Origin of the sequence: Streptomyces sp. NPDC050164 (assembly GCF_044459945.1) — a bacterium.
GTDB lineage: Bacteria > Actinomycetota > Actinomycetes > Streptomycetales > Streptomycetaceae > Streptomyces > Streptomyces coeruleorubidus_A.
The window spans coordinates 133,020-157,870 of the sequence record NZ_JBITJK010000004.1; the positions used below are offsets into that span (position 1 = coordinate 133,020).

At 70.1% G+C, this 24,851-nt stretch carries 22 protein-coding genes and 3 pseudogenes; 11 read left to right on the forward strand and 14 right to left on the reverse strand.

The features are described 5' to 3' along the window. The first annotated feature begins 135 nt into the window (after nucleotides 1-135). Together ACIBNA_RS08480 and ACIBNA_RS08485 are read left to right on the forward strand one after the other, a co-directional pair. On the forward strand, nucleotides 136-990 hold the full coding sequence (locus ACIBNA_RS08480; RefSeq protein ID WP_399164469.1) for an RNA polymerase sigma factor SigF: 855 nt from the start codon (nucleotides 136-138) through the stop codon (nucleotides 988-990). A gap of 314 nt (nucleotides 991-1,304) precedes the next feature. Further along, on the forward strand, nucleotides 1,305-2,210 hold the full coding sequence (locus ACIBNA_RS08485) for an RNA polymerase sigma factor SigF (RefSeq protein ID WP_274817491.1): 906 nt from the start codon (nucleotides 1,305-1,307) through the stop codon (nucleotides 2,208-2,210). Between the two features lie 573 nt (nucleotides 2,211-2,783). Here ACIBNA_RS08485 and ACIBNA_RS08490 read toward each other — a convergent pair. Then, nucleotides 2,784-2,981 (reverse strand): hypothetical protein, encoded by a 198-nt coding sequence (locus ACIBNA_RS08490; RefSeq protein WP_399164470.1) that lies wholly within the window; start codon nucleotides 2,979-2,981, stop codon nucleotides 2,784-2,786. 215 nt (nucleotides 2,982-3,196) lie between these two features. Here ACIBNA_RS08490 and ACIBNA_RS08495 point away from each other — a divergent pair, with 215 nt between their 5' ends. From ACIBNA_RS08495 to ACIBNA_RS08505, 3 genes and pseudogenes are all read left to right on the forward strand, one after another. Further along, nucleotides 3,197-3,685 (forward strand): MarR family winged helix-turn-helix transcriptional regulator, encoded by a 489-nt coding sequence (locus ACIBNA_RS08495; RefSeq protein ID WP_399164471.1) that lies wholly within the window; start codon nucleotides 3,197-3,199, stop codon nucleotides 3,683-3,685. 13 nt (nucleotides 3,686-3,698) lie between these two features. Further along, a pseudogene (locus ACIBNA_RS08500) lies at nucleotides 3,699-6,221 on the forward strand (MFS transporter); the annotation flags it as partial. A 297-nt stretch (nucleotides 6,222-6,518) separates the two neighbouring features. Beyond that, nucleotides 6,519-7,040 (forward strand): annotated as a pseudogene (locus ACIBNA_RS08505) (YceI family protein); the annotation flags it as partial. On the opposite strand, the gene ACIBNA_RS08510 reads toward ACIBNA_RS08505, so the two are convergent. After that, nucleotides 7,023-7,724 (reverse strand): ANTAR domain-containing protein, encoded by a 702-nt coding sequence (locus tag ACIBNA_RS08510; RefSeq protein WP_399164472.1) that lies wholly within the window; start codon nucleotides 7,722-7,724, stop codon nucleotides 7,023-7,025. The pseudogene ACIBNA_RS08505 and the gene ACIBNA_RS08510 sit on opposite strands and share 18 nt — an antisense overlap. Before the next feature lie 57 nt (nucleotides 7,725-7,781). After that, nucleotides 7,782-8,504, reverse strand: coding sequence for an ANTAR domain-containing protein (locus ACIBNA_RS08515; RefSeq protein ID WP_399164473.1), 723 nt, complete (start codon nucleotides 8,502-8,504; stop codon nucleotides 7,782-7,784). Nucleotides 8,505-8,721: 217 nt separating this feature from the next. Between ACIBNA_RS08515 and ACIBNA_RS08520 the strand changes: the two genes are divergently transcribed. Together ACIBNA_RS08520 and ACIBNA_RS08525 are read left to right on the forward strand one after the other, a co-directional pair. Beyond that, nucleotides 8,722-9,075, forward strand: a complete 354-nt coding sequence (locus ACIBNA_RS08520) for an STAS domain-containing protein (RefSeq protein WP_399164716.1) — start codon at nucleotides 8,722-8,724, stop codon at nucleotides 9,073-9,075. A 10-nt stretch (nucleotides 9,076-9,085) separates the two neighbouring features. Then, nucleotides 9,086-9,556 carry a PPOX class F420-dependent oxidoreductase gene (locus tag ACIBNA_RS08525; RefSeq protein WP_399164474.1) on the forward strand — a complete coding sequence of 157 codons (471 nt, stop codon included), beginning with the start codon at nucleotides 9,086-9,088 and terminating at the stop codon, nucleotides 9,554-9,556. 4 nt (nucleotides 9,557-9,560) lie between these two features. Here ACIBNA_RS08525 and ACIBNA_RS08530 read toward each other — a convergent pair whose 3' ends face one another. From ACIBNA_RS08530 to ACIBNA_RS08565, 8 genes are all read right to left on the reverse strand, one after another. Next, entirely contained in the window at nucleotides 9,561-10,316 is a 756-nt protein-coding gene (locus ACIBNA_RS08530) for a TetR/AcrR family transcriptional regulator (RefSeq protein ID WP_399164475.1), read from the reverse strand. 120 nt (nucleotides 10,317-10,436) lie between these two features. Continuing rightward, nucleotides 10,437-11,933 (reverse strand): MFS transporter, encoded by a 1,497-nt coding sequence (locus ACIBNA_RS08535; RefSeq protein ID WP_399164476.1) that lies wholly within the window; start codon nucleotides 11,931-11,933, stop codon nucleotides 10,437-10,439. A 106-nt stretch (nucleotides 11,934-12,039) separates the two neighbouring features. Further along, on the reverse strand, nucleotides 12,040-14,196 hold the full coding sequence (locus ACIBNA_RS08540) for an ArnT family glycosyltransferase (protein WP_399164477.1): 2,157 nt from the start codon (nucleotides 14,194-14,196) through the stop codon (nucleotides 12,040-12,042). Then, nucleotides 14,193-15,572 (reverse strand): glycosyltransferase, encoded by a 1,380-nt coding sequence (locus tag ACIBNA_RS08545; protein WP_399164478.1) that lies wholly within the window; start codon nucleotides 15,570-15,572, stop codon nucleotides 14,193-14,195. Before ACIBNA_RS08545 ends, ACIBNA_RS08540 begins: the two co-directional genes overlap by 4 nt. A gap of 14 nt (nucleotides 15,573-15,586) precedes the next feature. Then, on the reverse strand, nucleotides 15,587-17,170 hold the full coding sequence (locus tag ACIBNA_RS08550) for an ATP-binding protein (RefSeq protein WP_399164479.1): 1,584 nt from the start codon (nucleotides 17,168-17,170) through the stop codon (nucleotides 15,587-15,589). Further along, nucleotides 17,167-17,907, reverse strand: a complete 741-nt coding sequence (locus tag ACIBNA_RS08555; RefSeq protein ID WP_399164480.1) for a response regulator transcription factor — start codon at nucleotides 17,905-17,907, stop codon at nucleotides 17,167-17,169. The genes ACIBNA_RS08550 and ACIBNA_RS08555 overlap by 4 nt, the downstream gene beginning before the upstream one ends. Before the next feature lie 129 nt (nucleotides 17,908-18,036). Then, entirely contained in the window at nucleotides 18,037-18,918 is an 882-nt protein-coding gene (locus ACIBNA_RS08560) for a DUF2797 domain-containing protein (protein WP_399164481.1), read from the reverse strand. 63 nt (nucleotides 18,919-18,981) lie between these two features. Beyond that, on the reverse strand, nucleotides 18,982-19,395 hold the full coding sequence (locus tag ACIBNA_RS08565) for an HGxxPAAW family protein (protein WP_399164482.1): 414 nt from the start codon (nucleotides 19,393-19,395) through the stop codon (nucleotides 18,982-18,984). Between the two features lie 103 nt (nucleotides 19,396-19,498). Between ACIBNA_RS08565 and ACIBNA_RS08570 the strand changes: the two genes are divergently transcribed. After that, the gene (locus ACIBNA_RS08570) at nucleotides 19,499-19,975 is read left to right on the forward strand and encodes a MarR family winged helix-turn-helix transcriptional regulator (RefSeq protein WP_399164483.1); all 477 of its coding nucleotides are present in this window, start codon (nucleotides 19,499-19,501) and stop codon (nucleotides 19,973-19,975) included. 58 nt (nucleotides 19,976-20,033) lie between these two features. On the opposite strand, the gene ACIBNA_RS08575 is transcribed toward ACIBNA_RS08570, so the two are convergent. Continuing rightward, nucleotides 20,034-20,291 (reverse strand): GntR family transcriptional regulator, encoded by a 258-nt coding sequence (locus tag ACIBNA_RS08575; RefSeq protein ID WP_399164484.1) that lies wholly within the window; start codon nucleotides 20,289-20,291, stop codon nucleotides 20,034-20,036. Nucleotides 20,292-20,634: 343 nt separating this feature from the next. Between ACIBNA_RS08575 and ACIBNA_RS08580 the strand changes: the two genes are divergently transcribed. Then, the gene (locus tag ACIBNA_RS08580) at nucleotides 20,635-20,919 is read left to right on the forward strand and encodes a hypothetical protein (protein ID WP_399164485.1); all 285 of its coding nucleotides are present in this window, start codon (nucleotides 20,635-20,637) and stop codon (nucleotides 20,917-20,919) included. Between the two features lie 264 nt (nucleotides 20,920-21,183). Here the strand turns inward: ACIBNA_RS08580 and ACIBNA_RS08585 are convergent, their stop codons facing one another. Then, the gene (locus tag ACIBNA_RS08585; protein WP_399164717.1) at nucleotides 21,184-21,510 is read right to left on the reverse strand and encodes a GYD domain-containing protein; all 327 of its coding nucleotides are present in this window, start codon (nucleotides 21,508-21,510) and stop codon (nucleotides 21,184-21,186) included. 151 nt (nucleotides 21,511-21,661) lie between these two features. On the opposite strand from ACIBNA_RS08585, the pseudogene ACIBNA_RS08590 reads away from it, so the two are divergent. Beyond that, nucleotides 21,662-21,799, forward strand: a pseudogene (locus ACIBNA_RS08590) (hypothetical protein); the annotation flags it as partial. Nucleotides 21,800-22,088: 289 nt separating this feature from the next. On the opposite strand, the gene ACIBNA_RS08595 reads toward ACIBNA_RS08590, so the two are convergent. Further along, nucleotides 22,089-22,853, reverse strand: a complete 765-nt coding sequence (locus tag ACIBNA_RS08595; protein WP_399164486.1) for a DUF899 family protein — start codon at nucleotides 22,851-22,853, stop codon at nucleotides 22,089-22,091. Between the two features lie 601 nt (nucleotides 22,854-23,454). Here ACIBNA_RS08595 and ACIBNA_RS08600 point away from each other — a divergent pair. Then, nucleotides 23,455-24,768: an MFS transporter gene (locus ACIBNA_RS08600; protein ID WP_399164487.1), complete on the forward strand. Its 1,314-nt coding sequence runs from the start codon at nucleotides 23,455-23,457 to the stop codon at nucleotides 24,766-24,768. Nucleotides 24,769-24,851 lie beyond the last annotated feature (83 nt).

Here is a 24,851-nt window from a genome sequence, read left to right on the forward strand (position 1 = left end):
CTTCGAGCCCCCGTCGTTCCGACGGGGGCTCTTTTCGTTGCTGGTGCGCATTTATGCGGTATTTCATCCCTCAACACGTAGTTATGGGGTGCTTGCACACAGTGCACATGTCTTGTGATGCTATGACCGCTTTTGATGGAAGAGTTGACGGATGACGAGGTGGAGTTGACCGTGCTGGCCAGTACCGCACCTCAGACACCATCCTCGGAACCGGCTCCCCAGCGGAGCCGCGGCGCCGACACCCGCGCCCTCACGCAGGTCCTCTTCGCACAGCTCAAGGAGCTCCAGCCGGGGACGCCGGAGCACGACCGGGTGCGCGGGGCGCTCATCGAGGCCAACCTGCCGCTCGTGCGCTACGCGGCCGCCCGGTTCCGCTCCCGCAACGAGCCGATGGAGGACGTCGTCCAGGTCGGCACCATCGGGCTCATCAACGCCATCGACCGCTTCGACCCGGACCGGGGCGTGCAGTTCCCGACGTTCGCGATGCCGACGGTGATCGGCGAGATCAAGCGCTACTTCCGCGACAACGTCCGTACGGTCCATGTGCCACGCCGGCTGCACGAGCTCTGGGTACAGGTCAACAGCGCGACCGAGGACCTCACGACCGCCTTCGGACGCACCCCGACCACGGCCGAGATCGCCGAGCGGCTGCGCATCACCGAGGCCGAGGTGCTGTCCTGCATCGAGGCCGGGCGGTCGTATCACGCGACCTCTCTCGAAGCCGCGCAGGAGGGCGACGGGCTGCCGGGACTGCTGGACCGGCTCGGTTACGAGGATCCCGCGCTGGACGGGGTGGAGCACCGGGATCTCGTACGGCATCTGCTCGTACAACTGCCCGAAAGGGAGCAGCGGATTCTGCTGCTGCGGTACTACAGCAATCTCACGCAGTCTCAGATCAGCGCGGAACTCGGCGTCTCACAGATGCATGTCTCGCGGCTACTCGCGCGTAGCTTCCAGCGGTTGCGGTCTGCGAACCGGATCGACGCGTAGCCGTGAAGCGGGACGGTGGGCGGCTGTGAACCCCCTCGGTACGTAATCGCAAACAGTTGCGAGTGGTAACAGTGGCGGGCGAATCGCTCATCAGGACGGTTCCCGACAGTTGCGGGCCGAAAAGGCGTCAGGCCCTTTGCTTGCAGGGCGGATTCGCGTCTCAGATGTCGACATGTCACTACAGCGTGTTGCCGACATGTGACATTCTGCGGGAAGCGCGTTTGCCGGGGCTTCGGCTCCGGTATTCAGGTGAAGGCTGCGTTCCTCAGACGGGAGCGTCCGCCGCGACCGTCCCGCGACCCAAAGGGGGTGGCATGTCCGCAGAACAGGGCAGCTCGAAGGTGCTCACGCTCGCGGAGAGCGACAAAGCTCCCCATGCTCTCGACTCACTCGGCCCCATCGACGACGTCCCGGCCGAGCTCGCGACCGAGCCCGCCCCGGTGCTTCCGGCCGCGGGGGCCATCGACACCCGCACCCTGTCCCGCTCCCTGTTCCTGCGGCTGGCCGCGCTCGACGAGGACAGCCCCGAGCGTGCGTACGTCCGTGACACGCTGATCGAGCTCAACTTGCCGCTGGTGCGGTACGCGGCGGCGCGGTTCCGCTCCCGCAACGAGCCGATGGAGGACATCGTCCAGGTCGGCACGATCGGGCTGATCAAGGCGATCGACCGGTTCGACTGCGAACGGGGCGTCGAGTTCCCCACGTTCGCGATGCCAACCGTCGTGGGTGAGATCAAGCGGTTCTTCCGCGACACGTCCTGGTCGGTGCGGGTGCCGCGCCGGCTTCAGGAGCTGCGGCTGGCCCTGACGAAGGCCAGTGACGAGCTCTCGCAGAAGCTGGACCGCTCGCCGACGGTCACCGAACTCGCGTCCGTGCTCGGGGTGTCCGAGGAGGACGTCGTCGACGGGCTGGCGGTGGGGAACGCGTACACGGCGTCCTCGCTGGACTCCCCGGCGCCGGAGGACGACGGCGGCGAGGGCTCGCTGGCGGATCGGCTGGGGTACGAGGACAGCGCCCTGGAGGGCGTCGAGTACCGGGAGTCGTTGAAGCCGCTGCTGGCCAAACTGCCGCCCCGTGAGCGGCGGATCATCATGCTGCGGTTCTTCGCGAACATGACCCAGTCGCAGATCGGCGAGGAGGTCGGCATCTCACAGATGCACGTGTCCCGCCTGCTGACGAGGACCCTGGCGCAGCTGAGGGAAGGCCTCATCTCGGACTGACGCCACCGCCGACCGGCGGGTGGTGGGTCGCGACCTGTGGGTGGTGGCTCGCCGCCCGCCGGGTGGTGGCTCGCCGACCCGCCGGGTGGTGGTTCGCCTATCCGCCGGGTGGTGGTTCGCCTATCCGCGGGTGGCGGGCCGCCGACTCGTGCGTGGTGGGCCGCCTATCCGCGGAGGGTGGCCGCCGAGCCGCGGGTGGTGGGGCGCCTACGCGCCAGTGGTGGGTGCGCCTGCGCGGCAGTGGTGGGTCGGGGCCGCGCCGACGGGTGCGGCTGCGCGGTGGTCCCGCTCAGATGCCGCAGACACCGCTGCGCGCTGCAAGTTCAGCTGCGTGATGTCGACCCGCTTAGCTGCCGCCGGCCGCCGCTGCGGGCAGTCGTGCCGCTGGGGATGGGGATCCCCCCTGCTCATGGGGGTCCCCTCGAGCGAAGCCGAGAACTTGAGGGAGAAGCCGAGAGCTTGGGGGAGCGTGGGCGCAGCGGCACCCCGCACCGCCGGGCTGCGGACCCACCCCGCCCAGCAACAACGCCGAGTTCCAGAAAACCCGCCGTACGAGTTACACCACGGTCGACGTCACCCCAGCGCCAGCCAAGCCACCGCCGCGACAACCGCGACGGCGACGACGACGCCGATGATGAGACCGATACGCGGCCCGCCACTCGTCGGCGCGGTCTGCCGCCCCTGCGGCGCCGCCTCGTCGACGAACGCGCGGAACATCTGGGTGCTGCCGGCGGGGTCGTGATTGCCCTGGGGGGCCTGGTTGTTAGCCATGGCCCGAGACCCTAGCGAAAACGACGGGGCTCCCCAAGTGGGGGTTGGCATTCCGTTCGCTCCCGCCCACCCCCTGCCGCCAGGCTCACCACCTGCACATTTACTACCGCAATACTTGCCTTTGCCGACTTTTTATGCCCCATTCACCTCCTTTATTTGCCTTCAGCAACCAATCGCTCCTATGGTTGCCCTAAGCAACGAAAGTGGGAGGTGTCATGGCCGAGAGGGCGGAGTACGAAGAGCTGGTCCGCCAGTTCAGTGCCTTCGGCGCCGTGAAGCGGGAGCTCGGCCGGATCATGCCGGCCGACTGTCCCGGCGGTTCGGCGGCCGTACTGACACTGCTGGGCCGCCACGGCGACATGCGCATGAGCAAGCTCGCCGAGCTGCTCGCGGTGGACATGTCGGTCACCAGTCGCCACGTCGCGCACGTCGTGGCCCGGGGCTGGATCGAACGCTCCCCCGACCCCGCGGACAAACGCTCCCGCATCCTGCGCCTCACACCCGCGGGCCACGCACAGCTCGACGAACTGTCCCGGCGGACCACCGAGGTCCTCGCCGAGCGCCTGAGCGACTGGACCGACGAGGACGTCGGCCGGCTCACGGACCTGATGGCGCGGCTGAGGGAGAGCTTCGACTGCCGCCCCGCGCCCCGGGCGGCACCACCCGCTGTCGCACAGACCACCCGTACACCCGCAAGCACGTAAGAAAAGGAAGCCCATGGCAACGACCACACCAGCCGGTGTGCGGGCTCATGCCAAGCACGGGGGAGGCTCCCACAGCTCCTCCGGCGACGGCGCTCCGATGACGCACCGGCAGATCATGGAGGCCCTCACCGGCCTTCTGCTCGGCATGTTCGTCGCGATCCTGTCGTCGACGATCGTCTCCAACGCCCTGCCCCGGATCATCGGCGACCTCGGCGGCGGCCAGAGCGCCTACACCTGGGTCGTGACCGCGTCCCTGCTGACGATGACCGCGTCCACGCCGCTGTGGGGCAAGCTCGCCGACCTGTTCTCCAAGAAGCTGCTGATCCAGTTCGCGCTGGTCATCTTCGTGCTGGGTTCGGCGGCGGCCGGCATGTCCCAGAACCCGGGCATGCTCATCACCTTCCGCGCGGTCCAGGGCATCGGCATGGGCGGCCTGTCCGCGCTGGCCCAGATCATCATGGCGGCGATGATCTCGCCGCGGGAGCGCGGCCGGTACAACGGCTACCTCGGCGCCACCTTCGCCACCGCCATGGTCGGTGGCCCGCTGGTCGGCGGCGTCATCACCGACACCGACTGGCTCGGCTGGCGCTGGTGCTTCTACGTCGGCGTGCCCTTCGCCGTGATCGCCCTGATCGTTCTCCAGAAGACCCTGCACCTGCCCGTGGTCAAGCGGAAGGTCAAGGTCGACTGGGCCGGCGCCTTCTTCATCACCGCGGCCGTCTGCCTGCTGCTCGTCTGGGTGACCTTCGCCGGCGACAAGTACGACTGGGTGTCGTGGCAGACGTACGCGATGGTCGGCGGCTCGGTCGTGCTGCTGGCGCTGTTCGTCCTGATCGAGGCGAAGGCCAGTGAGCCGATCATCCCGCTGCGGCTGTTCCGCAACCGGACCATCACGCTGGCGTCGCTGGCCTCACTGTTCGTCGGTGTCGCGATGTTCGCCGGGACCGTCTTCTTCAGCCAGTATTTCCAGCTGGCCCGGGACAAGTCGCCGACGATGTCCGGTGTCATGACGATCCCGATGATCGCGGGTCTGTTCATCTCCTCCACCGTCTCCGGCCAGGTCATCACCCGGACCGGGCGCTGGAAGGCGTGGCTGGTCGCCGGCGGTGTGCTGGTGACCGCGGGCCTCGGCCTGCTGAGCACGATCCGGTACGACACCGAGTACTGGCACATAGCGATCTTCATGGCGCTGATGGGTCTCGGCATCGGCATGATGATGCAGAACCTGGTGCTCTGCACGCAGAACCAGGTGGAGCCGGGCGACCTGGGCGCCGCCAGCTCCACGGTGACGTTCTTCCGGTCCCTTGGCGGTGCCGTGGGCGTCTCGGCACTGGGCGCGGTCCTGGGCAACAAGATCACCGACTACGTCGAGGACGGCCTCGCCGACCTCGGCGCCAAGGGCGCGGCCCTCGGTCACGCCGGCACGGGCGAGGGCAACATCCCCGACCTCGGTGCGATGCCCGCGCCGATCCGCACCGTCGTGGAGAGCGCCTACGGCCACGCCGTCGCGGACGTGTTCCTCTACTCGGCTCCGCTGGCGCTGCTCGCGCTGCTGGTGTCGTTGTTCATCAAGGAGGTCCCGTTGAAGACGAAGGGTGGGCTGGCGCAGGCGGCGGACGCCGACGCCCGCGCGCAGGCTCCCGCCGAGGCGGCCGCCGAGGCTCCCGCAGCGGAGAAGGCCGTGCCGAGCTGGGCCGTGGTCGACACCGAGGCCGCCGACGGCACCGGGCCCGAGGGCACGCAGCGGCTCGCCGCCGTCGCCACGGCGGCCCGTCCGGACGAGACCTCCGGCGGTGTCCCCGTGCGCGGTTTCGTCCGTGGCGCCGAGTCCGCGCCCGTGCCGCAGGCCGCCGTCACGCTGATCTCGCTGGTCGGGCGTCAGCTGGGCCGGTCCAGGGCGCAGGCCGACGGCTCCTACGCCATCGACGCGCCGGGCGCCGGGTCGTTCGTGCTGATCGCGTCCGCCGACGGCTACCAGCCGCAGGCGTCCACGGTCGTGGTGAACGGCGAGCCGGTCGCCTACGACATCCTGCTCAGCGGCACCAGCGGGCTGACCGGCCTGGTGCGGGCCGCCGAGGGCGGGCAGCCGGTCAAGGACGCGATGGTGATCGTGACCGATGTGCGCGGGGATCTGCTGGCCACCGGGACGACCGGTGAGCAGGGCGAGTTCTCCTTCGCCGAGCTGGTGCCGGGCGCGGTGACCGTCGCGGTGAACGCCGCCGGGTACCGGCCGCGCGCCCTGCCCGTCGAGGTGGGCGGCACCGGGGTCACCCGGGTCGAGATCGACCTGGACTCGGGCGCCCGCGTCCAGGGTGTCGTCCGCGCCCCGCACGGCCCGCTGGCCGACGCCCGGGTGACGCTGGTCGACCAGGCGGGCAACGTCGTCGGCTCGGCCACGACCGGCACGGACGGGGCGTACGCCTTCACCGACCTGGACGGCGGCGAGTACACCGTCATCGCCACGGGCTACCCGCCGGTGGCCACCGCCCTGACGGTCACGGGCCGGTCTCATTGCGAGGAGTTAGCTGAGATGGGACTGACCGCGAGGATCCGTACCCGGGACGGTTGGGCCGTGTCGCACGCGGTCGTCACCGTGGTCGACAGGACCGGCGCGCAGGCGCTGCGTGCCGAGGCCGACGCGGAGGGCGCCGTACGGGACGCGACGCCGCTGGAGCCGGGGGCGTACACCGTCATCGTCACGGCCGTCGGGTACGCGCCCGCGGCCTCCAGCGTGATCGTCACGGGTGGGGGAGGCCGGGCCGAGGTCGGCACGGTGACGCTGGCGCGGCAGGGCGGCACCGAGCTGCCGCCGCCGGGGCCGTGGACCGTCGACCCGGTGCACTCCAGCGTGGCCGCCGTGGCACAGCATCTGGGCATCTCCAGCGTGCACGGCCGGTTCACGGAGTTCTCCGGCTCGATCGAGATCGCCCCGGACGACGTCACCAAGTCCCGTGTGGAGGCGGTGATCCGGGCCGCGTCCGTCGACACCGGCAACGGCATGCGCGACGGGCACCTGAAGTCGCCGGACTTCTTGGACGTGGAGCGGTTCCCCGAGATCACCTACCGGTCCACGGGGCTCACGGCGACCGGGTCCGACCGGTGGACGGTCCACGGTGAGCTGGGCATGCACGGGGTCGTACGGCCCGTGGACCTGGACCTGGCCTACCTCGGCACCGGCCCGGACCCCTGGGGCGGCACCCGCGCGGCGTTCCGCGCCACGACCGAACTGCACCGCGAGGACTTCGCGATGAACTACAACCAGGTCCTCCAGGCCGGCATCGCCGCCGTCGGCACGACGCTCAGGGTGGAGCTGGACATCCAGGCCGTGCAGAGCGAGTCACTTCCGGCTGCCTGAGGCCGGGCCGGAGACCTTCGCCACCAACTGGCCGCACAGGTCCCGGAGTTTGACGTTCCGGTGCTGCGAGGCGCGGCGCAGCCGCTCCAACGCGTCCCGGGCGTCGATCCGCTCCCGTGCCATGAGGATGCCGATCGCCTGGTCGATGACGCTGCGGGAGAGCAGCGCGGTGCGCACGTCCGTCGCCGACTGGCGGCGGCGCTCGATGCGCAGCGCCACGTTGATCGCGTCCCCCGCCCGTGCGGCGAAGGCACGGGCCGCGTCCCGGCCCGGGTCCAGCACCGCGCGCCGCAGACCGTAGAGGTTGATCGCGGCGCCCGTCTCGCCCTCGACGGCGACCGGCACGGCCAGCACGCAGTGGACGCCCGCGGAGAGCGCGTAGCGCGTGTACGCAGGCCAGCGGGACTCCGCGGACAGGTCGGGGGCGTACTGCTCGGCGCCGGTCTCGGCGGCGTCGACGCAGGGGCCCGAGCCGTTCTCGTACTGGCGCTGGTCCAGGCCGCTGGGCAGGCCGTCGCTGCCGGCCAGGGTGAGCAGCCGGCCGCCGCGGCTCACCGTGATGCTGCACGCGGCGGCGCCGGGCACCTCCTGCACCGCACGGTCGGTCAGATCGCGCAGCAGGGTGTCGAGACCGCTGCTGCGCACCATCGCCTGGTCCAGCGTGTCGGACGTCTCGGAGCTCATGAACGTACGGGTATCCCGTCGGCGTCCCTTAACGCCCCCGCCCTAACTCGCGGTGCCTCACGTGGAGTTGTGGGCGCTGACGATCCGGCGGGCGAGGTCGCGCAGTTTCACGTTCTCCCGCTGGGAGGCCCGCACCAGGCTCTCGAAGGCCGCGGCCGCGTCGATGCCCTGGCGCTCCATGAGGATGCCGGTGGCCTGGCCGATCAGGTCCCGGGTGTGCATGGCCTCGGTGAGCTGCTCGCGCACGGTCGCGGACTCCAGGGCGATGCTGACGTGCGTGGTGAACAGCCGGCCGATGCGCGTCGCGTCCTCGTCGAAGGCGCCCGGTTTGCGCGCGTAGGCCGTGAGCACGGTCAGCCGGCGGCGGTCGGCCCGCAGCCGCAGCGACAGCGCCGAGCGCAGCCCCAGGGCCGACAGCACGTCCCAGCCGTCGTCGGCCTCGCTGTCCGCTATCCGCGCCACCGGGCTGTGCCACAACTGGTCCCAGTGCCCGTGCGGTTCGCGGCCGCCGTGCCGTGCCTCGGCGGAGCGCACGACGTCGTCGGTCCAGGCGAGCGTGCGGAACTTGCTGCCGCGCTCGATCTCGGAGATGCCGGCGTGCTCGGCCCCGGGCATGATGTGCACGGCCAGCCGGACCGCCGTGCGCAGCGTGTTGTGCCGTGTGGGTGTCTCGTGCAGCTGCTGAGACGCCACCGTCAGGGCCTCGCCCAGCTCGAAGCCGACCGGAAACCGGGGCAAATCAGGAAACTCGGACGCAGCCACCACGAACCTCTTCGGCATGCACGACCATGGCCGTGCGCAGGAGAGCTCCGCAGCACATTCCCGACTGCGAGCACAGGACGAACAGCACTCTAGCTGCTCGGTTGCGTGCAGGTGACGTCCGGCCGACGGCCGCCACGGGCGCCTTCCGCAGCCGCGCCCCGGCATGGTGGAATGGGCCCACGGGTCAGGAAGCGGCCATACCGGAATCCGGACGAACGTCTGCCAGGTGAGTGCTGTGACTTTCCTCCCGAATCCCACCGAACCGCGGGACCTGCCCGGCCACGTCCACGTCGCCATGCCCGCGGAGATCGACTTCTACAACGCGGAGCAGCTGTTTCCGCTCATCATGTCCGAGGCCCGGGCCCGTGGTGACCGGCTGGAGGTGCTCGTCCTCGACCTCAGCGCGACCTGCTTCATGGACTCCCAGGGCATCCGCCTCCTCAACGACGTACGCCACCGGCTGCGCCCCGGGGCCCGGATGCGTCTGGTGGCCCGGCCGGACGGCGTCGCGAGCCGCGTACTGGAGCTGACCGGCCTGCGCCGGGACGTGCCCGTGTACGACAACCTCGCCGAGGCCATGGCGTCGTAGGCTGCCTGACATGGCACCGAACATCGCTACGAACACCCGCGTCTCCCTCGACGAGTTGCTCGACTTCGTACGACCCCGGCACCACGCGATCCTGCTGACCCGGCGCGCCGACGGCGGCCCCCAGGGCTCGCCGCTGACCTGCGGGGTCGACGACTCGGGCCGGATCGTGGTCTCGACGTACCCGGAGCGGGCCAAGACCCGCAACGCCAAGCGGGACTCCCGGGTCAGCCTGATCGTGCTCAGCGACGACTGGAACGGCCCCTGGGTCCAGATCGACGGCACGGCCGAGGTCGTCGACACGCCCGACTCCGTCGAACCGCTCGTGGAGTACTACCGGAACATCGCCGGAGAGCACCCCGACTGGGACGAGTACCGCGCGGCCATGGTCAAGCAGGGCAAGTCGATCATCCGCATCACACCGGAGCGGTGGGGGCCGGTGGCGACCGGCGGGTTCCCGGCGCGGCTGGTCGAGGGGGAGTAGCTCCTCACTCGCGGGCGACCATCGCCTCGATGCCCGCGATCAGCAGTTCCAGCGCGAACTCGAAGTCGCGCTCCAGCATCTCGGCGACCGTGTCGCCGCCCCGCGCCGCCATGATCTCCTGCGACTCCTGGATGACGTCGGCGGCCTGCGGGGCCGCGCTCACCGTGCTCAGCGCCTGCTGGAAGTACTCGTCCACGGTCATGCCGCCGGCCGCGGCCCGGGTGGAGAGATGGCCCTCCAGCGTGCCGTAGCCGTAGACGAACTGGAAGACGGCCGAGATCGTGCTCGTCAGGCGTTTCGCGGGCAGCCCGGTCCTGCGGACGACGCGCTGTACGGCCCTGGAGAAGGCCAGGTTGTTGGGGCCGATGTTGAGGAAGACGCCGACCAGGGCGGACACCCAGGGGTGACGCACCAGCAGCGTCCGGTACTCCCGGGCGAGCGCCCGCACCTGGTCGCGCCAGTCCTCGTCGGCGTCCGGATCGGGCAGCCGCATCTCGCCCATGACCTCGTCCAGGGCGAGTTCGAGGAGGTCGTCCTTGGTGTCGACGTACCAGTAGACGGACATCGCGGTGACGTTCAGCTCACCGGCCAGCCGCCGCATCGAGAACTTGGCCAGCCCCTCCGCGTCGAGCAGCCGGACGGTGACCTCGGTGATGCGCGCGCGGTCCAGCCCCGAGGGCTGTCCACCACCGCGCCGCCGGTGCGCTTTGCTTTCCAGCCAGACGCTGGTCCGCACGGCCTTCTCGGCTGCCTTCGCCATGGCGCACCTTCCTCGACTTGCTGATGCGGATCATGCTAGGCGCCCCGAAAGGGGCGCGGAGAACTGCGCGATCGACCACGGCGAATCCGCACCCGCACGACGACCGCATACCCCGAGCTCCTAGGCGGATTCTGCCCGCTCAGCCCGCCGCAGCAACGCCGCCGCGACCAGCCCACCGACCAGCACAGCCACCGCCCCCACCAACTGACTGGTTTCCAGACCGGAGGCGAACGCGTCGGAGATACGTGCCTTCTCCTCAGCCGAGTCCGCTGCCGCGAGTGCCGCCGGCAACGACGCCGCCGATACGGCGACCAACGACGCGAACCGCGAGTTGAGCACGGCACCGAGGACCGCCACTCCGAGGCCGTTGCCGAACTCCGCGAGCGTCCCGTTGATCCCCGCTCCCACACCCGCCTTCTCCGGCGGTATCGCGCTCATGATCGCGTTGGCCATGGCCGGCATGGACAACGCCACACCCGCGCCCATCACGACCAGGCCGAGCAGCATCCCTCCGTACCCGTGCCCGCCGAGCAGCGCGATCGCCGCCAGACCCGCCGACACCAGGGCCATACCGAGTGCGATGGCCGCAGGCGTGCCGACCTTGAGCACCAGTTTCGCTCCGAGCCCGGTGAAGTTGAGCGCGACCACGGTCAACGCCAGCGGCGCCGTCCGCAGACCGGCGTCCAGCGGCTCGTAGCCGAGCACGAACTGGAGGTGCTGGGTGAGCAGGAACAGCGAGCCCGTCATGCCGAACGCCACGAGGATCGCGCCGGCGACCGCGCCCACGAACTTCTGGTTGCGGAAGAAGTGCATGTCCAGCATGGGGTGCTCGATCCGCAGCTCCCACGTCACGAACAGGCTGAGAACGACCAGGCCGACCAGCGCGGAGACCAGCACCTGCCCGGACGTCCAGCCGTGCTCGGGTCCGGTGATGATCGCGTACACCACGGCCGTCATGCCGATGGTCGACAGCACCGCGCCGACCAGGTCCGGCCGGTCGCCCGCCTTGTGCTTGGACTCCGGGACGAGCGCGGCGACCGCGATCAGGCCGAGCACGGCGACCGGGATGTTGATCAGGAAGATCGCGCCCCACCAGAAGTGGTTCAGCATCACTCCGCCGATCAGCGGCCCGGCCGCGAAACCGAGCGAACTGACCGTGGACCACAGCGCGATGGCCTTGACCCGCTCCTTGTCGTCGAAGATCTGCACGACGACGGCGAGGATCGTGGTCATCAGCAGCGCCCCGCCGACGCCCATGCCGGCGCGGGCCGCGATCAGCTGGGCCGGGCTCTGGGACAGGCCGGCCACCAGCGAGCCCACACCGAAGATCGCCAGGCCCGACATCAGCAGCAGCTTGCGGCCGTAGCGGTCGGCGGCGTTGCCCGCGGTGAGCAGCAGGCCGGACTGCACCAGTGAGTAGGCGTTCATCATCCACTGGACGTCGGCGGTCGTCGCGTCCATCTCCCGGGTGAGCGAGGGGATCGCCACGTTCAGGATCGTGTTGTCGAGCAGCACGGTGAGCTGCGCGAGGCAGATGACACCGAGGATCAGCCAGCGCTGGGGGTGGCCGCCGTGCGCCGTCTGCGGCGGGGCCTGTTCCTGTGGGGACGTCGTCATGCTGTACACCGTAGAATAGTTCCCATACGCCGTACAACCGAGTAATCGAGCAACGGGGAAGGGCGGTGGCCGAGAGCCACCGCCCTTCCCCCGGTCAGGGGAACTGTCAGCCGCTCGCCTTCTGCGTGAGGTCGTAGAAGGTGGCTGAACCGGCCGTGACCTTCTTGAAGTTGGCCTCGACCCAGGAGGTGATCCGGGAGGACGTGCCGTCGCTGCTGCCGCCCATGGCGCCGCCCGCGCCGGACGCGATGAAGTAGTGGATCTTTCCTTCCTCCACGTACTTCTTGAACTGCGCCAGGGTCGGGGACGGGTCCGTGCCGTTGAAGCCGCCGATGGCCAGCACCGGGTCGCCGGTGGACAGCTGGTAACTCGCGGCGTTCTGGGCGCCGATGGCCGCCGCGACCCAGGTGTACCGGTCGGCGCCGGTCTCCAGCAGCTTCTTGGCCTCGGAGCCGACGCTGGCGCCGTTGAGCAGACCACCCATGCCGGCACCCATACCGCCCGCACGGCCACCGTCGCCGGTCCGGCCGCCGGGGGCGGTGTTCTGGCCCTGCTGGTTCTGGCCACCGCCCGGGAAACCGCCGCCGGGGAAGCCGTTGCCCTGCCCGCCCTGGGGGTTGCCGTTGCCGTTCTGCTGGTTCCGGCCCGCGCCCGGGAAGCCGCCACCTCCGGGGCCGCCAACGCCACCCGGCCCACCGCGACCGCCCGCGACCGCCGGACCCGCCGTGACGATCGAACCCGTGTGCCCCTCGTTCACCGTGGTGAGCGTGTACGCCGCCGGACCGGCCAGCGCCGCGGCGAGGCCGAGTCCGGCCGCTCCCAGGGCCAGGCGCCGCCCCAGCCGGCCGGCGAAGATCAGGCCGAGGGCCGCCGTCAGACCGCCGACCAGGACGAGCCACTTCAGCCAGGGCAGGTAGTCGGAGGAGCGGTTGAGCAGGACGTAGCCCCAGGCCGCGGTGGCCGTCATCGCCGCCGCCAGGGTCAGCGACGCCCACGCCTTGTCCCGCTTCTCCCAGAGCAGCGCCGAGCCCATGCCGATCAGCGGCGCGATGTAGGGGGCGAGGGCCACCGTGTAGTACTCGTGGAAGATGCCCTGCATGTAGCTGAAGACCAGCATGGTCGTGATCAGCGCGCCGCCCCAGACGAGGAACGAACCGCGCGTCACCGACGTACGCCGTGCCTTGCCCGTGGCCACGAGGCCCGCGACGAGCAGGATCAGCGCGGCCGGGATCAGCCAGGAGATCTGGCCGCCGACGCTGGAGCTGAACAGGCGGTCCCAGCCGGTCTCGCCCCAGTTGCCACCGCCGTTGCCGCCACCGCCTGAGACGCTGCCGGTCTCGTCGCCGTTGAGGCGGCCCAGGCCGTTGTAGCCGAAGGTCAGTTCCAGGAAGCTGTTGTTCTGCGAGCCACCGATGTACGGACGCAAGGACGCGGGCCACAGCTCGACGATCGCGACCCACCAGCCGCCGGAGACGACGATCGCGGCCAGGGCGGCGGCGAGCTGCCCGATCCGCTTCTTCACCGTGACCGGGGCGCAGACGCCGTGGACGAGGGCGAGCGGCGGCAGGATCAGGAAGGCCTGGAGCGTCTTGGCGAGGAAGGCGAATCCGATCGCGGCACCGGCCCACAGCAGCCACCTGGTGCGGCCGTCCTCCAGGCCCCGGATGACGAAGTAGCAGGCCACGGCCATCAGCAGGGCCAGCATCGCGTCCGGGTTGTTGAAGCGGAACATCAGCGCCGCGACGGGGGTGAGTGCGAGCACCGCGCCCGCGATCAGCCCGGCCGCGGGGCTGAACCGGCGGCGTACGGCCGCGTGGACGACGGCCACCGTGCCGACGCCCATGAGTACCTCGGGGACCAGGATCGCCCAGGAGCTGAGCCCGAACAGCCGCACGGCCAGGGCCATCGGCCACAGCGCGGCCGGGGGCTTGTCGACGGTGATGGCGTTGGCCGCGTCCAGAGAGCCGAAGAAGAACGCCTTCCAGGACTGGCTGCCGGCCTGGACGGCCGCCGAGTAGAAGGAGTTGGCGTAGCCGGAGGCGCTCAGGTTGTAGAGGTAGAGCACCGCGGTCGCCAGCAGCAGGACGAGGAGGGCAGGGCGGGCCCAGCGGGGGTCCTCGGGCCGGCCGCGCCAGAGCCGGTGCGCGAAAGGCCTCTTGGGGTCGCCGGGGGCCGGTGCCGCTGTTGTCGGTGCCGGGGGGCGGGTCCAGGTTCCGGGAGTCGTGTCTGTGTCGGTGGTCTGCTGGTCGTAGTGGACGGTCATCGCAGGTCCCTCGCATCGGTGTCGTGGGGGCGCACCGGCAGCAGCTGCACGGTGGCGTCCCTCCAGGTGCCGTCCGCGGCTTCACCGGCGCGGAACTGGTCGGTGCGGTGCGAGGCGACGACCGTCGTCCCGCTGTCGTGTCGGTCCGGGAACACCCACGCCCGGAAGAGCAGGAAGCGCAGCACGGTCGCCGCGAGGTTGGCGGCGATGAGGACCGCCAGCTCGGTGGAGTGCGCGGGCTCGGACGTGGCCGCGCCCAGCGCGGCGAGCGAGCCGCTGGTCAGGGCGAGCCCGATACCAAAGACGACCAGGCCCTGCGCCTGGTGCCGTACGGCCCCGCCGCGCCCGCGCACCCCGAAGGTGAGCCGCCGGTTCGCGGCGGTGTTGGCGATCGCCGAGACCAGCAGGGCGAGCGCGTTGGCGGCCTGGGAGCCGGTGAAGACGCGGAAGCCGCTGTAGAGGAGCAGGTAGAAGAGGGTGGAGAGGCCGCCGACGACGCAGAACCCGACCAACTGGCGGGCCAGGCCCCGCGGTACGTCCTTGATCTCACGGTCGCGCGGGTCGTCGCCGAACGGCCGGGTGAGCCGGTCCAGCGGCAGCGAACCGGTGGCCAGGGCCCTGCCGACCCGCCACACGCCCCTGAGGTCGTCGGTCGCGGTCTTGACGATGTGCACGGTCGAGTCGGGGTCGTCGACCCAGTCGACCGGCACCTCGTGGATACGCAGCCCCGCGCGCTCGGCGAGCACCAGCATCTCGGTGTCGAAGAACCAGCCGGTGTCCTCGATCAGGGGCAGCAGCACCTGCGCCACGTCACGGCGGATCGCCTTGAACCCGCACTGGGCGTCCGAGAAGCGAGCCTGCAGCGAGCCGCGCAGGATGAGGTTGTAGGCCCGGCTGATGAACTCCCGCTTGGGGCCGCGCACCACGCGCGAGCTGCGGGCCAGCCGGGAGCCGATCGCCATGTCCGAGTGGCCGGAGATCAGTGGCGCCACCAGCGGGAGCAGGGCGTTGAGGTCGGTGGACAGGTCCACGTCCATGTAGGCGAGGACGGGGGCGTCCGAGGCCGACCAGACGGCCCGCAGGGCCCGGCCGCGGCCCTTCTGCTCCAGGCGGAAGGTGGTGACCTCGGGGATCTCCGCCGCCAGCCGCGTGGCCACCTGCAAGGTGGCGTCCGTGGAGGCGTTGTCCGCGATCGTGATGCGGAACGCGTACGGGAACGTGCGGGCGAGGTGATCGTGCAGTCTGCGGACGCACGGCTGGAGGTCCTTCTCCTCGTTGTAGACGGGGATCACTACGTCCAGGACAGGCGTACCGGCTGGTGCGGCCGGGAGGTGCTCCCGCGCCGGCAGGGTGCCGGGAGAAGAGTCGGTTCGCATGGAACCGACTTTCGTCAGGCGCCCTGTTGTGCCCATGTGGTGACGCTGTGGCGTGCCTGTGAGTGCTGCTGCCGGCTCGTTTCCGGCTGCGGCGGGGCCGGCAGCGCGGGCAGGTGCACCGTGAACACGGTCCGCCCGGGCACGCTGTCGACGGTCACGGCACCGCCGTGCGCGGTCGCCACGGCCTGCACGATGGCGAGGCCGAGACCGGTCGAGCCGGTGGCGCGGGTCCGCGCGGAGTCGCCGCGTGCGAACCGTTCGAAGACGCGCGGCAGCAACTCGGCCGGAATGCCCTGCCCGTCGTCCTCGACGTCCACGCACAGCCAGGAGCCGCGCCGCTGGACGCGGGCGGTGACGGTCGTACCGGGCGGGGTGTGGTTGCGGGCGTTGCCCAGCAGGTTGACCAGGACCTGCTGGAGCCGGGCCGCGTCCGCCGACACGAGCGCGGGCTCGTCGGGCAGGTCGAGACGCCAGTTGTGGTCCTGGCCGGCCGCACGGGCGTCACTGACGGTGTCCACGACGAGCGGTACGAGGTCGGTCTGCTCGAACTGCAACGGCCGCCCGGCGTCCAGCCGGGCGAGCAGCAGCAGATCCTCGACGAGCAGCGTCATACGCCCGGCCTCGGACTCGATCCGCCCGAGGGCGTGCCGGGTGTCGGGCCCGACGTCCTGCCTGCCCCGCCTGGTCAGCTCGGCGTACCCGCGGATGGAGGCGAGCGGGGTCCGCAGCTCGTGACTGGCATCGGCGACGAACTGCCTGACCCGCATCTCGCTCTGCTGCCGTGCGTGCAGGGCGCCGTGGACGTGGTCGAGCATCCGGTTGAGCGCGGCACCGACCTGGCCGACCTCGGTGTGCGGGTCGGTCTCGGAGTCGGGGACACGCTCGCTGAGGTTGACCTCCCCGGTGTGCAGGGGGAGTTCGGAGACCCGGGTGGCGGTGGCGGCGACTCTGCGGAGGGGGCGGGTGGCTACGCCGATGAGGACGGAACCGGCGATGGCGGCGGCGACGAGGCCGGCGCCGGTGACGCTGACCTCGACGAGAATGAGGGTGTTGATCGTGGTGGTGACCGACTCGGTGGGCAGGGCGACGAAGTAGCTGCCTCCGTCGGTCCCGAGGACGTACTGCACGCGGTACTCGCCGAGGCCGGGTATGTCGACGGTGTGCATTCCACTGGTCGGCACCTCGGCGAGGGCGGCCTTCTGCTCGTCGGTGAGGCTGACGGCCGAATTCCGCTGGAAGGGGCCCTTCTCGTTGGAGGCCCGGGCGATGAACGCCCGGGTGACCGTGCCGTCGGCACCGCCTTCGGCGGCGATGGTCTCCGGCTGGGCCGGTCCCTCGACGAAGCCGATGACCCTGTCGATCGAGTCGGAGTCGTCTTCGCGCCCGGGTTTCATGGGCCCCGACAGCCGCTTGCCGGCCTCGTCGACCTGCCCGTTCAACTGCTCGTACAGGTGCGACCTGAGGGCAAGGGTCGTCACCGTTCCGATCACCGCACACACCACGGCGATCAGCACCACGGACGCGACGACGAGCCGCGTCCGCAGCGTGCGCGGCTTGCCCGCCCTTGGCTGCGTACCCGGCCGTCGCCGCCCACTCATGCGGCCGCGGGCTTGATCAGGTAACCGGCACCACGCCGGGTGTGGATCATCGGCTCGCGCCCCGCGTCAATCTTCCGCCGCAGATACGAGATGTACAGCTCGACGACGTTGGCCTGCCCGCCGAAGTCGTACGACCACACCCGGTCGAGGATCTGCGCCTTGCTGAGCACGCGCCGCGGATTGCGCATCAGGAACCGCAGCAGCTCGAACTCGGTCGCGGTCAGGTGGATGTTCTCACCGCCCCGGGTGACCTCGTGACTGTCCTCGTCGAGGGTGAGGTCGCCGACGACCAGCGTGGAGTCGGAGCGCCGGTCGGCGGCACCGGACCGGCGTATCAGCCCGCGCAGCCGCGCGACGACCTCCTCGAGGCTGAACGGCTTGGTGACGTAGTCGTCTCCACCTGCCGTCAGCCCGGCGATCCGGTCCTCCACGGCGTCCTTGGCGGTGAGGAAGAGAACCGGCACGTCGGGCAGCTCACGACGCAGCCGCCCGAGCACGGCCAGCCCGTCCATGTCGGGCAGCATCATGTCAAGGACGACGGCGTCGGGCCGGAAGTCGCGAGCGGTCTGGATGGCACCCGTGCCGTCACCGGCACTCCGGATCTGCCATCCCTCGTAGCGCAGGGCCATGGACAGCAGCTCGGTGATCGACATCTCGTCGTCCACCACGAGCACTCGGACGGGGCTCCCGTCCGGCCTCAGCAGTTCGGTGCGCCCCTGGGGCGAGGTCGTGGTCATGGTGGACACGATGTCGGGGTGCTCTGAGAGCGCCCTTTCGAGAACCTGTGATTTCCCTGAGAAACACACAGGTGCTTCTCAGGGAACGCCTGGGAATGCCGGGGTCCGGTGGGATGAGGCCTGGGCGCGTCAGAACAACCCGTCCTGCACACCCACCTCCTCCTTGAACTCCCTCACCGGAACGGTCAGTTCCGCACGCCCGGCGGGCACCAGCCCCCATCCACTCATCAGCCGCGTGTCCAGCACGACGACCCCACCCCCGGTCGCCCCGGTCGCCAGATGCAGATCGGGCCCGGCAGCGGCCACGAGCTCCCCGCTCACGACGCCACCGGCGACGAGCTCCCCCACCTCCCCGACGGCGGCGGGCAGCCCGGCGAGCCCGAACACCTCCACATGATCGACAACTCGCAGAGGCTCGCGCACGAGCGACTCCGGCCACCCACCCAGCGCCACCGCCCGCGCATGCAACTCGGCGACCTCGACGGCCCGGTCAGCCGCCGCCTCCGGCAGCACGGCCCGCACGGCCCGCTTCTCGACGTATGGAATCCGGTCGGGCACACCCAGCGCGGCCCGCAACAACTCCTCGGTACGCCGCGCGGCCATGAGCGGCCCGACACCGAGCCAGCTGAAGCACACAGCTCCCTGCTCGAGCAGCCTGGCCGACCCCCGCTCCTGCGCCGTGATCCCGACCTTGACCATGCCGGGCCCGAACCACGCCAGATACACGTGATACGGCCGCGGATCGTCCGCGATCGTGTCGGCGGCCACGGAGTGCGCCCGGTCCAGCCGCGCACACTCCTCGCAGCGGGCCCCCGTACTCCGCGCCGACACGGCCGCCCCCGTCGGACACGCATGCCCCCGAGCCCCCACGCACGTCCGCACGCCCCCTTCGGCGACCCCGAAGGCGACCCGTTTCCCCCAGGTCAGCGCACTGCGCCGCCCACCGTCCCACGCCAGCACGGGACCGTCCGCCGACCACCGCAGCCCCGAGCACTTCCATGCCTGTGCCATCTCTGTCGAGACTAGAGGGCACCACTGACAACGGCGCCCGCTGACAACGGGCGCCCGCGTGAGTCAACGCCCGGAATCGGCCCCCACGGCGGCAGCCTCGGCCTCCCCGCCCACACTCACCTCGCCGCGCACGGAAACACCCCCGGCCACCTCCGCGGTACGGCCCGAACCCGCCACCCGCCGCCGCCCGGCCAGCCGGCACCCGAGGCACTTGTCATGCCCGGCCCGCGCCCCCGAGTCCCGCACCCGCCAGCCCCACTCGTCCCGGGGCCGGATCCCCGGCCCCTTCCCCCAGCCGGCCAGATGCAGCGCCCAGGTGACAAGCAGACCGACCACACCGATCCCGAGCCCACCGGCGATCAGCACACCCGAAACGAAACAGACCCCCACCCCCGCCACAGCGGCCCCGACACTCCCGATCCCTGTTCCGACCCACCCGGCGACCGTGTGCCCGTGGTCATACTGATGTGCGCTCACGTGCTGCCCCCTCCCGCGAGGGCTCATGGAGACTGGTCCCCCGAACCCCTCACCCACTAAGCATTTGACGGCCCAAACATCTCACGAACTAAGGGACCTGGGAATGCAAGCCAAGCCGCGTCCGGCCGCCACGCCGGAGCAGGCACTGTCGGCGATGGACCATCTCATCGCGACTCACCTGGTCGGACAGCACGAGATCGCCCAACAGGTGGGCCTGAGTGTGACCGACCTCACCTGCTTCGCCTACGTCATCGAGGCCGGCGAGAACCTGCCCACGGCCGGCGACCTGGCAGCCCGAGTCCACGTCACCACGGGCGCGGTCACCGGCATCCTCAACCGCCTGGAGCGCGCCGGCTACATCACCCGCCGCCCCGACCCGACCGACCGCCGCCGCATCCGCGTAGCCGCCCGGCCCGACGCGGTCGCCCGCGTCCGAGAGGTCTACGAGCCGTACTACGCCCGCCTCACGCAACTCTTCGCGGACTACTCCCCCGACGAAATCGCGGTCCTGAACGACTGGTTCACCCGCGCGAGCACGCTGGCGGCGGACTACTTGGAGGAACACTGCCGGACTGACTGAACGCCGGCCCAGAGCAGCACCGTCCGATCGACCCGACGCTCAGCATCTGCCACGCTGCCTACACGTCTTCGGCGCCGGCCTTCTGAGACTGCTCGGCCACGAAGGAGCCGAGACCGGGCTCCGTGTACGTCAGCCCTTCCTCGCGCAACGCGCGGAGCACCTTGTGCGCTGTCGCGTTGGCGACCCCGAACTCCGAGGTGAGCTGCACGACGGAGGGGACTCGGTTACGCGGAGGGTAGGTGCCGTCCGCGATCCGGCGCCGAACCACATCGGCCACCTGCCGCCAGCGAGGAATGTCAGGAACGAACTCGATCACCCCACTAGCATGCGCATGCTTGGACATCCGTGCCATGACCGACCTCATCCACCGACTCGCCACCCGGGCGGCCGTCTTCTTCTGGGGACCTGGCACGAAACCACGCCGCCGACCGCCGGCACCCGCCCCGCCCGTCGCCCTGCCCGTCGCCCTTCCCCAGCACCTCACCCCACCGCAGCCCGTACACCTCCGACGACACTCCGCTGGACGTCACAGCGATCAAATCCGTACGTCCGTACCTGATCGCTCATGAGCAACGCGAGCGTGGGCGCGAACTGGCCATGGCCGCGCTGGGCCAGGACATGCCCGGCCCGTACTGGATTCACGGGCTGGAGGTGGCCTGATGCCGGACGCACCCCGTCTGCTTCCCTGGTCCGGGCCCGAGGGCAAGCACTGCTACCTGATCACCGACCACCACGGCGGACCGATCTCCCGACTCGCCGACGTCACGGAGTCGACCCAGCTCCACATGGGCAACCAACTCGTCGACCACGCCCTCGCCCTGCTCCCCAACACACAGCCCGGCGACCTCCGCTACCTCGCCGAGCGCCTGACCGAGGCACTACGGGATGCCCTCCGCATCGCCGAGAGCCGCGGCCGGCGCCTGAACCATCCGGGCAAGTTCTAGCCGCGACGGCGCATCACTGCGTACGCACGAAAACGCCAGGGGCCCGGATCTCTCCGAGGCCTCTGACCTGCGCGCACTCGGCAGGATTCGAACCTGCGACCTTCTGATCAGTAGCTCTGTGTGGATCGGTTGCCGGAGGTCCCAGCGGTCGCTTCGAGGGCTCTGAGTGACGCTGCTGAACAGGGCGGTTGCTGGGGGTTGCTGTACTTCTCTGCCGTACCGCAGCCTGACGCCTCAACCCGGATGCCGTAACCGATCGGACCGCTACGCGCCAGGAGCCCGGTACTGGACCTGCTCGGCTGTGCGCAGGGCCTCGATCGTTTCGTCGACGGTCAGGAGAACCGTCGTCTCGAACGAACTCAGCGCGCCGCCCCCGCTGATCGCCAGCGCAACCGCGGCCATGGACACGTTGTCCGGAGCCTCCCACAGGTTGTAGCCGTCGTGCGTGCCGAAGGCATACCAAAAGCCATGGAGCTTCCCGCCGACGGACTCGATGTACGACTGAGCGGCCAGTGCGCGGTCCTCCGGGCGGACGATCAGCCTCGCCCAAGTCTCCGGGGTGTAGCTGAACCTCGATAGGTAGAGCGGCATCATGTCTCCCTTTCTTTCCATCAAGGGATGCCCTCGCGGGGCGGGAAGGCGTCGGCAGAGACCCGCGCATCCCCCGAATGGCCGGGGACGATGACCGCCCATCGAGCCAGGGAAACGCCACAAGCTCCGGAGTGATCCGGGACCTCTGGCGTTGTGTGCACTCGGCAGGATTCGCAACCTGAACCGCTCCTTCGAGGCGCACTGCCTCCACGCCGACGTCCGTAAGGTCCGCTTCCACGACCTGCGCCACACCTGCGCCTCGCTGCTCCACGAACAGGGCGCCGACGCCCGCATGATCATCGAAGTGCTCGGCCACAGCTCCATCCGCGTGACCATGGACATCTACACCTTCGTACGGCTGGACTCCCAGCGCTCCGCCTTCGATCGCGTCGGGAACGCCCTGAGGGTGACGCCAATGAGTCGGAGGATGACGGCGGCGCAGCCGATGTCCCGGTACCCGTCCAACCGCGATTCGAGAAGTTCTACGCATAACCGAAGACGGCTCTTCGCACGGATATTCAGGCTTCCACGCCGCCGAGACGGCCGTCGCTCCACCGCGAAGGCCGTCGGGCTTGGGTCTACGAACAGCAGCCTGAGCCACCCGTGGCCGTGCTTGGCTGTCCGTTGTCGAGGTCGTCGTCGTGGCCGGCTGCGATCCGTGCCCATTGCGCAGTCGGCCGTCCGTCCTTGCGGAACTGCTGGCCGAGCGTCTCGTACGGCTGCGGCCAGCCGGACGGGGAGTCCTCCCAGGTCTCCTGCCGCCCGTAGACGGTCATGTCGAGGATGCCGTAGGACGGCGCCATGGGTTCAACGCCGCGGCCGGTGGTCCAGTACGTCTCGTAGACATGGCCCCCATCGCGGAGGTAGCTCGCCTTCATCCCGAAGTAGCGGCCGTCGACGAGCCGTGCGTGCGACTCGGCGGGCACGGAGTACCAGGGCATGTCCCAGCCCATGAAGCGGCGGTAGCGGTCGGATTCCTCGTACGGGCCCTGGCAGAAGACGGCGAAGGTGACGTCACGCTGGTGCAGATAGGACAGTTCGCGGACCTGGCCGGTGAAGAAGGTGCAGCCCTCACACTGGTCGGCGGCGGGGCGGCCGTCGTGCCACATGTGATACGACACGAACAGCTGGGTGCGGCCCTCGAAGACATCGATCAGGGGGACATACCCCTTACCTCCGATGAGCGGGACCGACGGGTCCACCTCGGTCACGGGCAGCCGTCGCCGGGCGGCAGCGATCGCGTCGCCCTCGCGGGTGTGCGCCTTCTCCCGGACGCGCAGGGTGTCGATTGCGGCCAGCCACTCCCGGCGGGAGACGACCGGCGGCTTGTTCACATCAGTCATGGCCGTACTGACCCTGCAGCTCGCAAGAAATCATCGGTGGAGCCCGTGGCGGGCGCTACTGACCGCGATCTCGCCGGATGGCACGGACCCCGCACCCGTCCTCCGAGGCGGTTGCCGTCAATCACTGCCGTCAAGGCCGAAGCCAGAGGCCCTGTGGAGTGATCCACAGGGCCTCTGACGTGCTGTGCACTCGGCAGGATTCGAACCTGCAACCTTCTGATCAGTAGCTCTGTGGATCGGTCGCTGGCGGTCACACTGGTCGCGGTACGGCCGTGTGGGTGCTCAACCGGACAGGGCCGGTTGCTGTGGCCGCTGTACTTCGCTGCTGTACAGCACCAGTTTGGAAGATCGCGTAACCGGGTGTGCCGTAACCAGGCACGACGCTGACCTGCGCATCCGTAGGGCGCCGTCCGACGTTCCCCGCTGTTCCCCGTCGCTTGCTGGCCGATCGGGCACGCAGGGGGCACGCGTGCCCTTCTCGTACGCCCCCAGGCTGTCAGGGTGATTCTTCCCAGGCTGCGGAACGTAGGTGGGCGCGGCGGGCGCGGTCCCACGGAATAGCAGTTGCCCTAGCGGTCACAGACCGCCAGGATCGCGTGCCGTGCCTCGCTTCCTCCCTGACCTCGCCCCCTGGCGGTCTTCCCGCGACTTCCGGCTGATGTGGTGCTCGGGGCTGATCACGAACTTCGGCAGCGCCCTGACCATGGTGGCCGTGCCCGTCCAGCTGAAGGAGCTGACCGACTCACCCCTTGCAGTCGGCGCAGTCGGCGCAGTCGAGCTGATACCGCTCATCCTCTTTGGGCTCTACGGTGGTGCGCTGGCAGACGCCCTCGACCGCCGCAAGTTGATCGTGTACACGGAGGCGGCACTCGGCCTGCTGGTGGTCGCCCTCCTGGCCAACGCGTTGCTTCCCCACCCCATGGTCTGGCCGCTGTACGTCGTCGCGGCGCTGAGCAGCGCCCTCGGCGGCCTACAGCGCCCGGCGCTGGACGCGATGGTGCCCCGCGTCGTCCCGCACGACCAGCTCACCGCAGCCAGTGCCCTCAACGCCCTGCGTTGGCAGATCGGTTGGATCGCGGGCCCCTCCCTGGCGGGCTTCCTCATCGCCCTCGCAGGTCTTCAGTGGGCGTACGTCATCGACGTCGCCACCTTCGCCGTCTCGGTCGCCCTCAGCCTGCGCCTGCGGTCGTCCCCGGCCGCGCGCGGCGCCGGGAAGCCGTCGCTGCGCTCGATCGCGGACGGCGCACGCTACGCGTGGAGGCGCAAGGAGTTGCTCGGCACCTACGCTGTCGACGTGGCACAGACCGGCCTAGGGTTCCCCATCGCGGTCTTCCCCTTCCTCGCCGACGACCTCGACGCACCCTGGTCCCTGGGGCTGATGTACGCGGCGCTGCCCGCCGGTGCGCTCGTGGTGAGCCTCACCAGCGGCTGGTCGTCCCGCATCCATCACCACGGCCGTATGCAGATCCTCTCGGCCACCACGTTCGGCCTCACCATGACGATGGCGGGCCTGGTGCACAACGTCTGGCTGGTGCTGCTCTTTCTCACCGTTGCGGGCGGCTGCGACACGATCAGCGGCATCTTCCGCCGGACGATCTGGAACCAGACGATCCCCGACGAGCTGCGCGGCCGCCTCGCTGGCTTCGAGATGCTCTCCATCGCGGGCCTTCAACTGGGCCAGGTCCGCGCCGGGGGCATGGCCGCCCTCGTCGGCGTCCGCACCTCGGTCTGGTCGGGCGGCCTCATGTGCGTGGCCGCCGCCGGCCTGCTCGCCATCTCGCTGCCGAAGCTGATGTCCTACGACGCCCGTACCGATGAACATGCTGCACGTCAACGCATGATCGCAGCAGAGAGGCATAACTCCACTGCCGTGGAGACCGGCATGCCCAGTGAGGATAGGCAGTCCCAACGCTAGAAAGACGGCGAGCAGGAGCAGGCCGCTGAGGAGTGATCGGCGTTTCTGGCCGCGTTGATGTCAGCCGTTGATGTCAAAGGCCC

Coding starts and splice junctions, on each gene's coding strand:
- ACIBNA_RS08530 (WP_399164475.1), bottom strand. CDS start 10,316: ATGGCGAAGGCAGCCGAGAAGGCCGTGCGGACCAGCGTCTGGCTGGAA.
- ACIBNA_RS08560 (WP_399164481.1), bottom strand. CDS start 18,918: ATGGCACAGGCATGGAAGTGCTCGGGGCTGCGGTGGTCGGCGGACGGT.
- ACIBNA_RS08535 (WP_399164476.1), bottom strand. CDS start 11,933: ATGACGACGTCCCCACAGGAACAGGCCCCGCCGCAGACGGCGCACGGC.
- ACIBNA_RS08490 (WP_399164470.1), bottom strand. CDS start 2,981: ATGGCTAACAACCAGGCCCCCCAGGGCAATCACGACCCCGCCGGCAGC.
- ACIBNA_RS08585 (WP_399164717.1), bottom strand. CDS start 21,510: ATGCCGCTCTACCTATCGAGGTTCAGCTACACCCCGGAGACTTGGGCG.
- ACIBNA_RS08540 (WP_399164477.1), bottom strand. CDS start 14,196: ATGACCGTCCACTACGACCAGCAGACCACCGACACAGACACGACTCCC.
- ACIBNA_RS08545 (WP_399164478.1), bottom strand. CDS start 15,572: ATGCGAACCGACTCTTCTCCCGGCACCCTGCCGGCGCGGGAGCACCTC.
- ACIBNA_RS08555 (WP_399164480.1), bottom strand. CDS start 17,907: ATGACCACGACCTCGCCCCAGGGGCGCACCGAACTGCTGAGGCCGGAC.
- ACIBNA_RS08495 (WP_399164471.1), top strand. CDS start 3,197: ATGGCCGAGAGGGCGGAGTACGAAGAGCTGGTCCGCCAGTTCAGTGCC.
- ACIBNA_RS08515 (WP_399164473.1), bottom strand. CDS start 8,504: ATGCCGAAGAGGTTCGTGGTGGCTGCGTCCGAGTTTCCTGATTTGCCC.
- ACIBNA_RS08580 (WP_399164485.1), top strand. CDS start 20,635: ATGCCGGACGCACCCCGTCTGCTTCCCTGGTCCGGGCCCGAGGGCAAG.
- ACIBNA_RS08485 (WP_274817491.1), top strand. CDS start 1,305: ATGTCCGCAGAACAGGGCAGCTCGAAGGTGCTCACGCTCGCGGAGAGC.
- ACIBNA_RS08480 (WP_399164469.1), top strand. CDS start 136: ATGGAAGAGTTGACGGATGACGAGGTGGAGTTGACCGTGCTGGCCAGT.
- ACIBNA_RS08570 (WP_399164483.1), top strand. CDS start 19,499: ATGCAAGCCAAGCCGCGTCCGGCCGCCACGCCGGAGCAGGCACTGTCG.
- ACIBNA_RS08525 (WP_399164474.1), top strand. CDS start 9,086: ATGGCACCGAACATCGCTACGAACACCCGCGTCTCCCTCGACGAGTTG.
- ACIBNA_RS08595 (WP_399164486.1), bottom strand. CDS start 22,853: ATGACTGATGTGAACAAGCCGCCGGTCGTCTCCCGCCGGGAGTGGCTG.
- ACIBNA_RS08510 (WP_399164472.1), bottom strand. CDS start 7,724: ATGAGCTCCGAGACGTCCGACACGCTGGACCAGGCGATGGTGCGCAGC.
- ACIBNA_RS08550 (WP_399164479.1), bottom strand. CDS start 17,170: ATGAGTGGGCGGCGACGGCCGGGTACGCAGCCAAGGGCGGGCAAGCCG.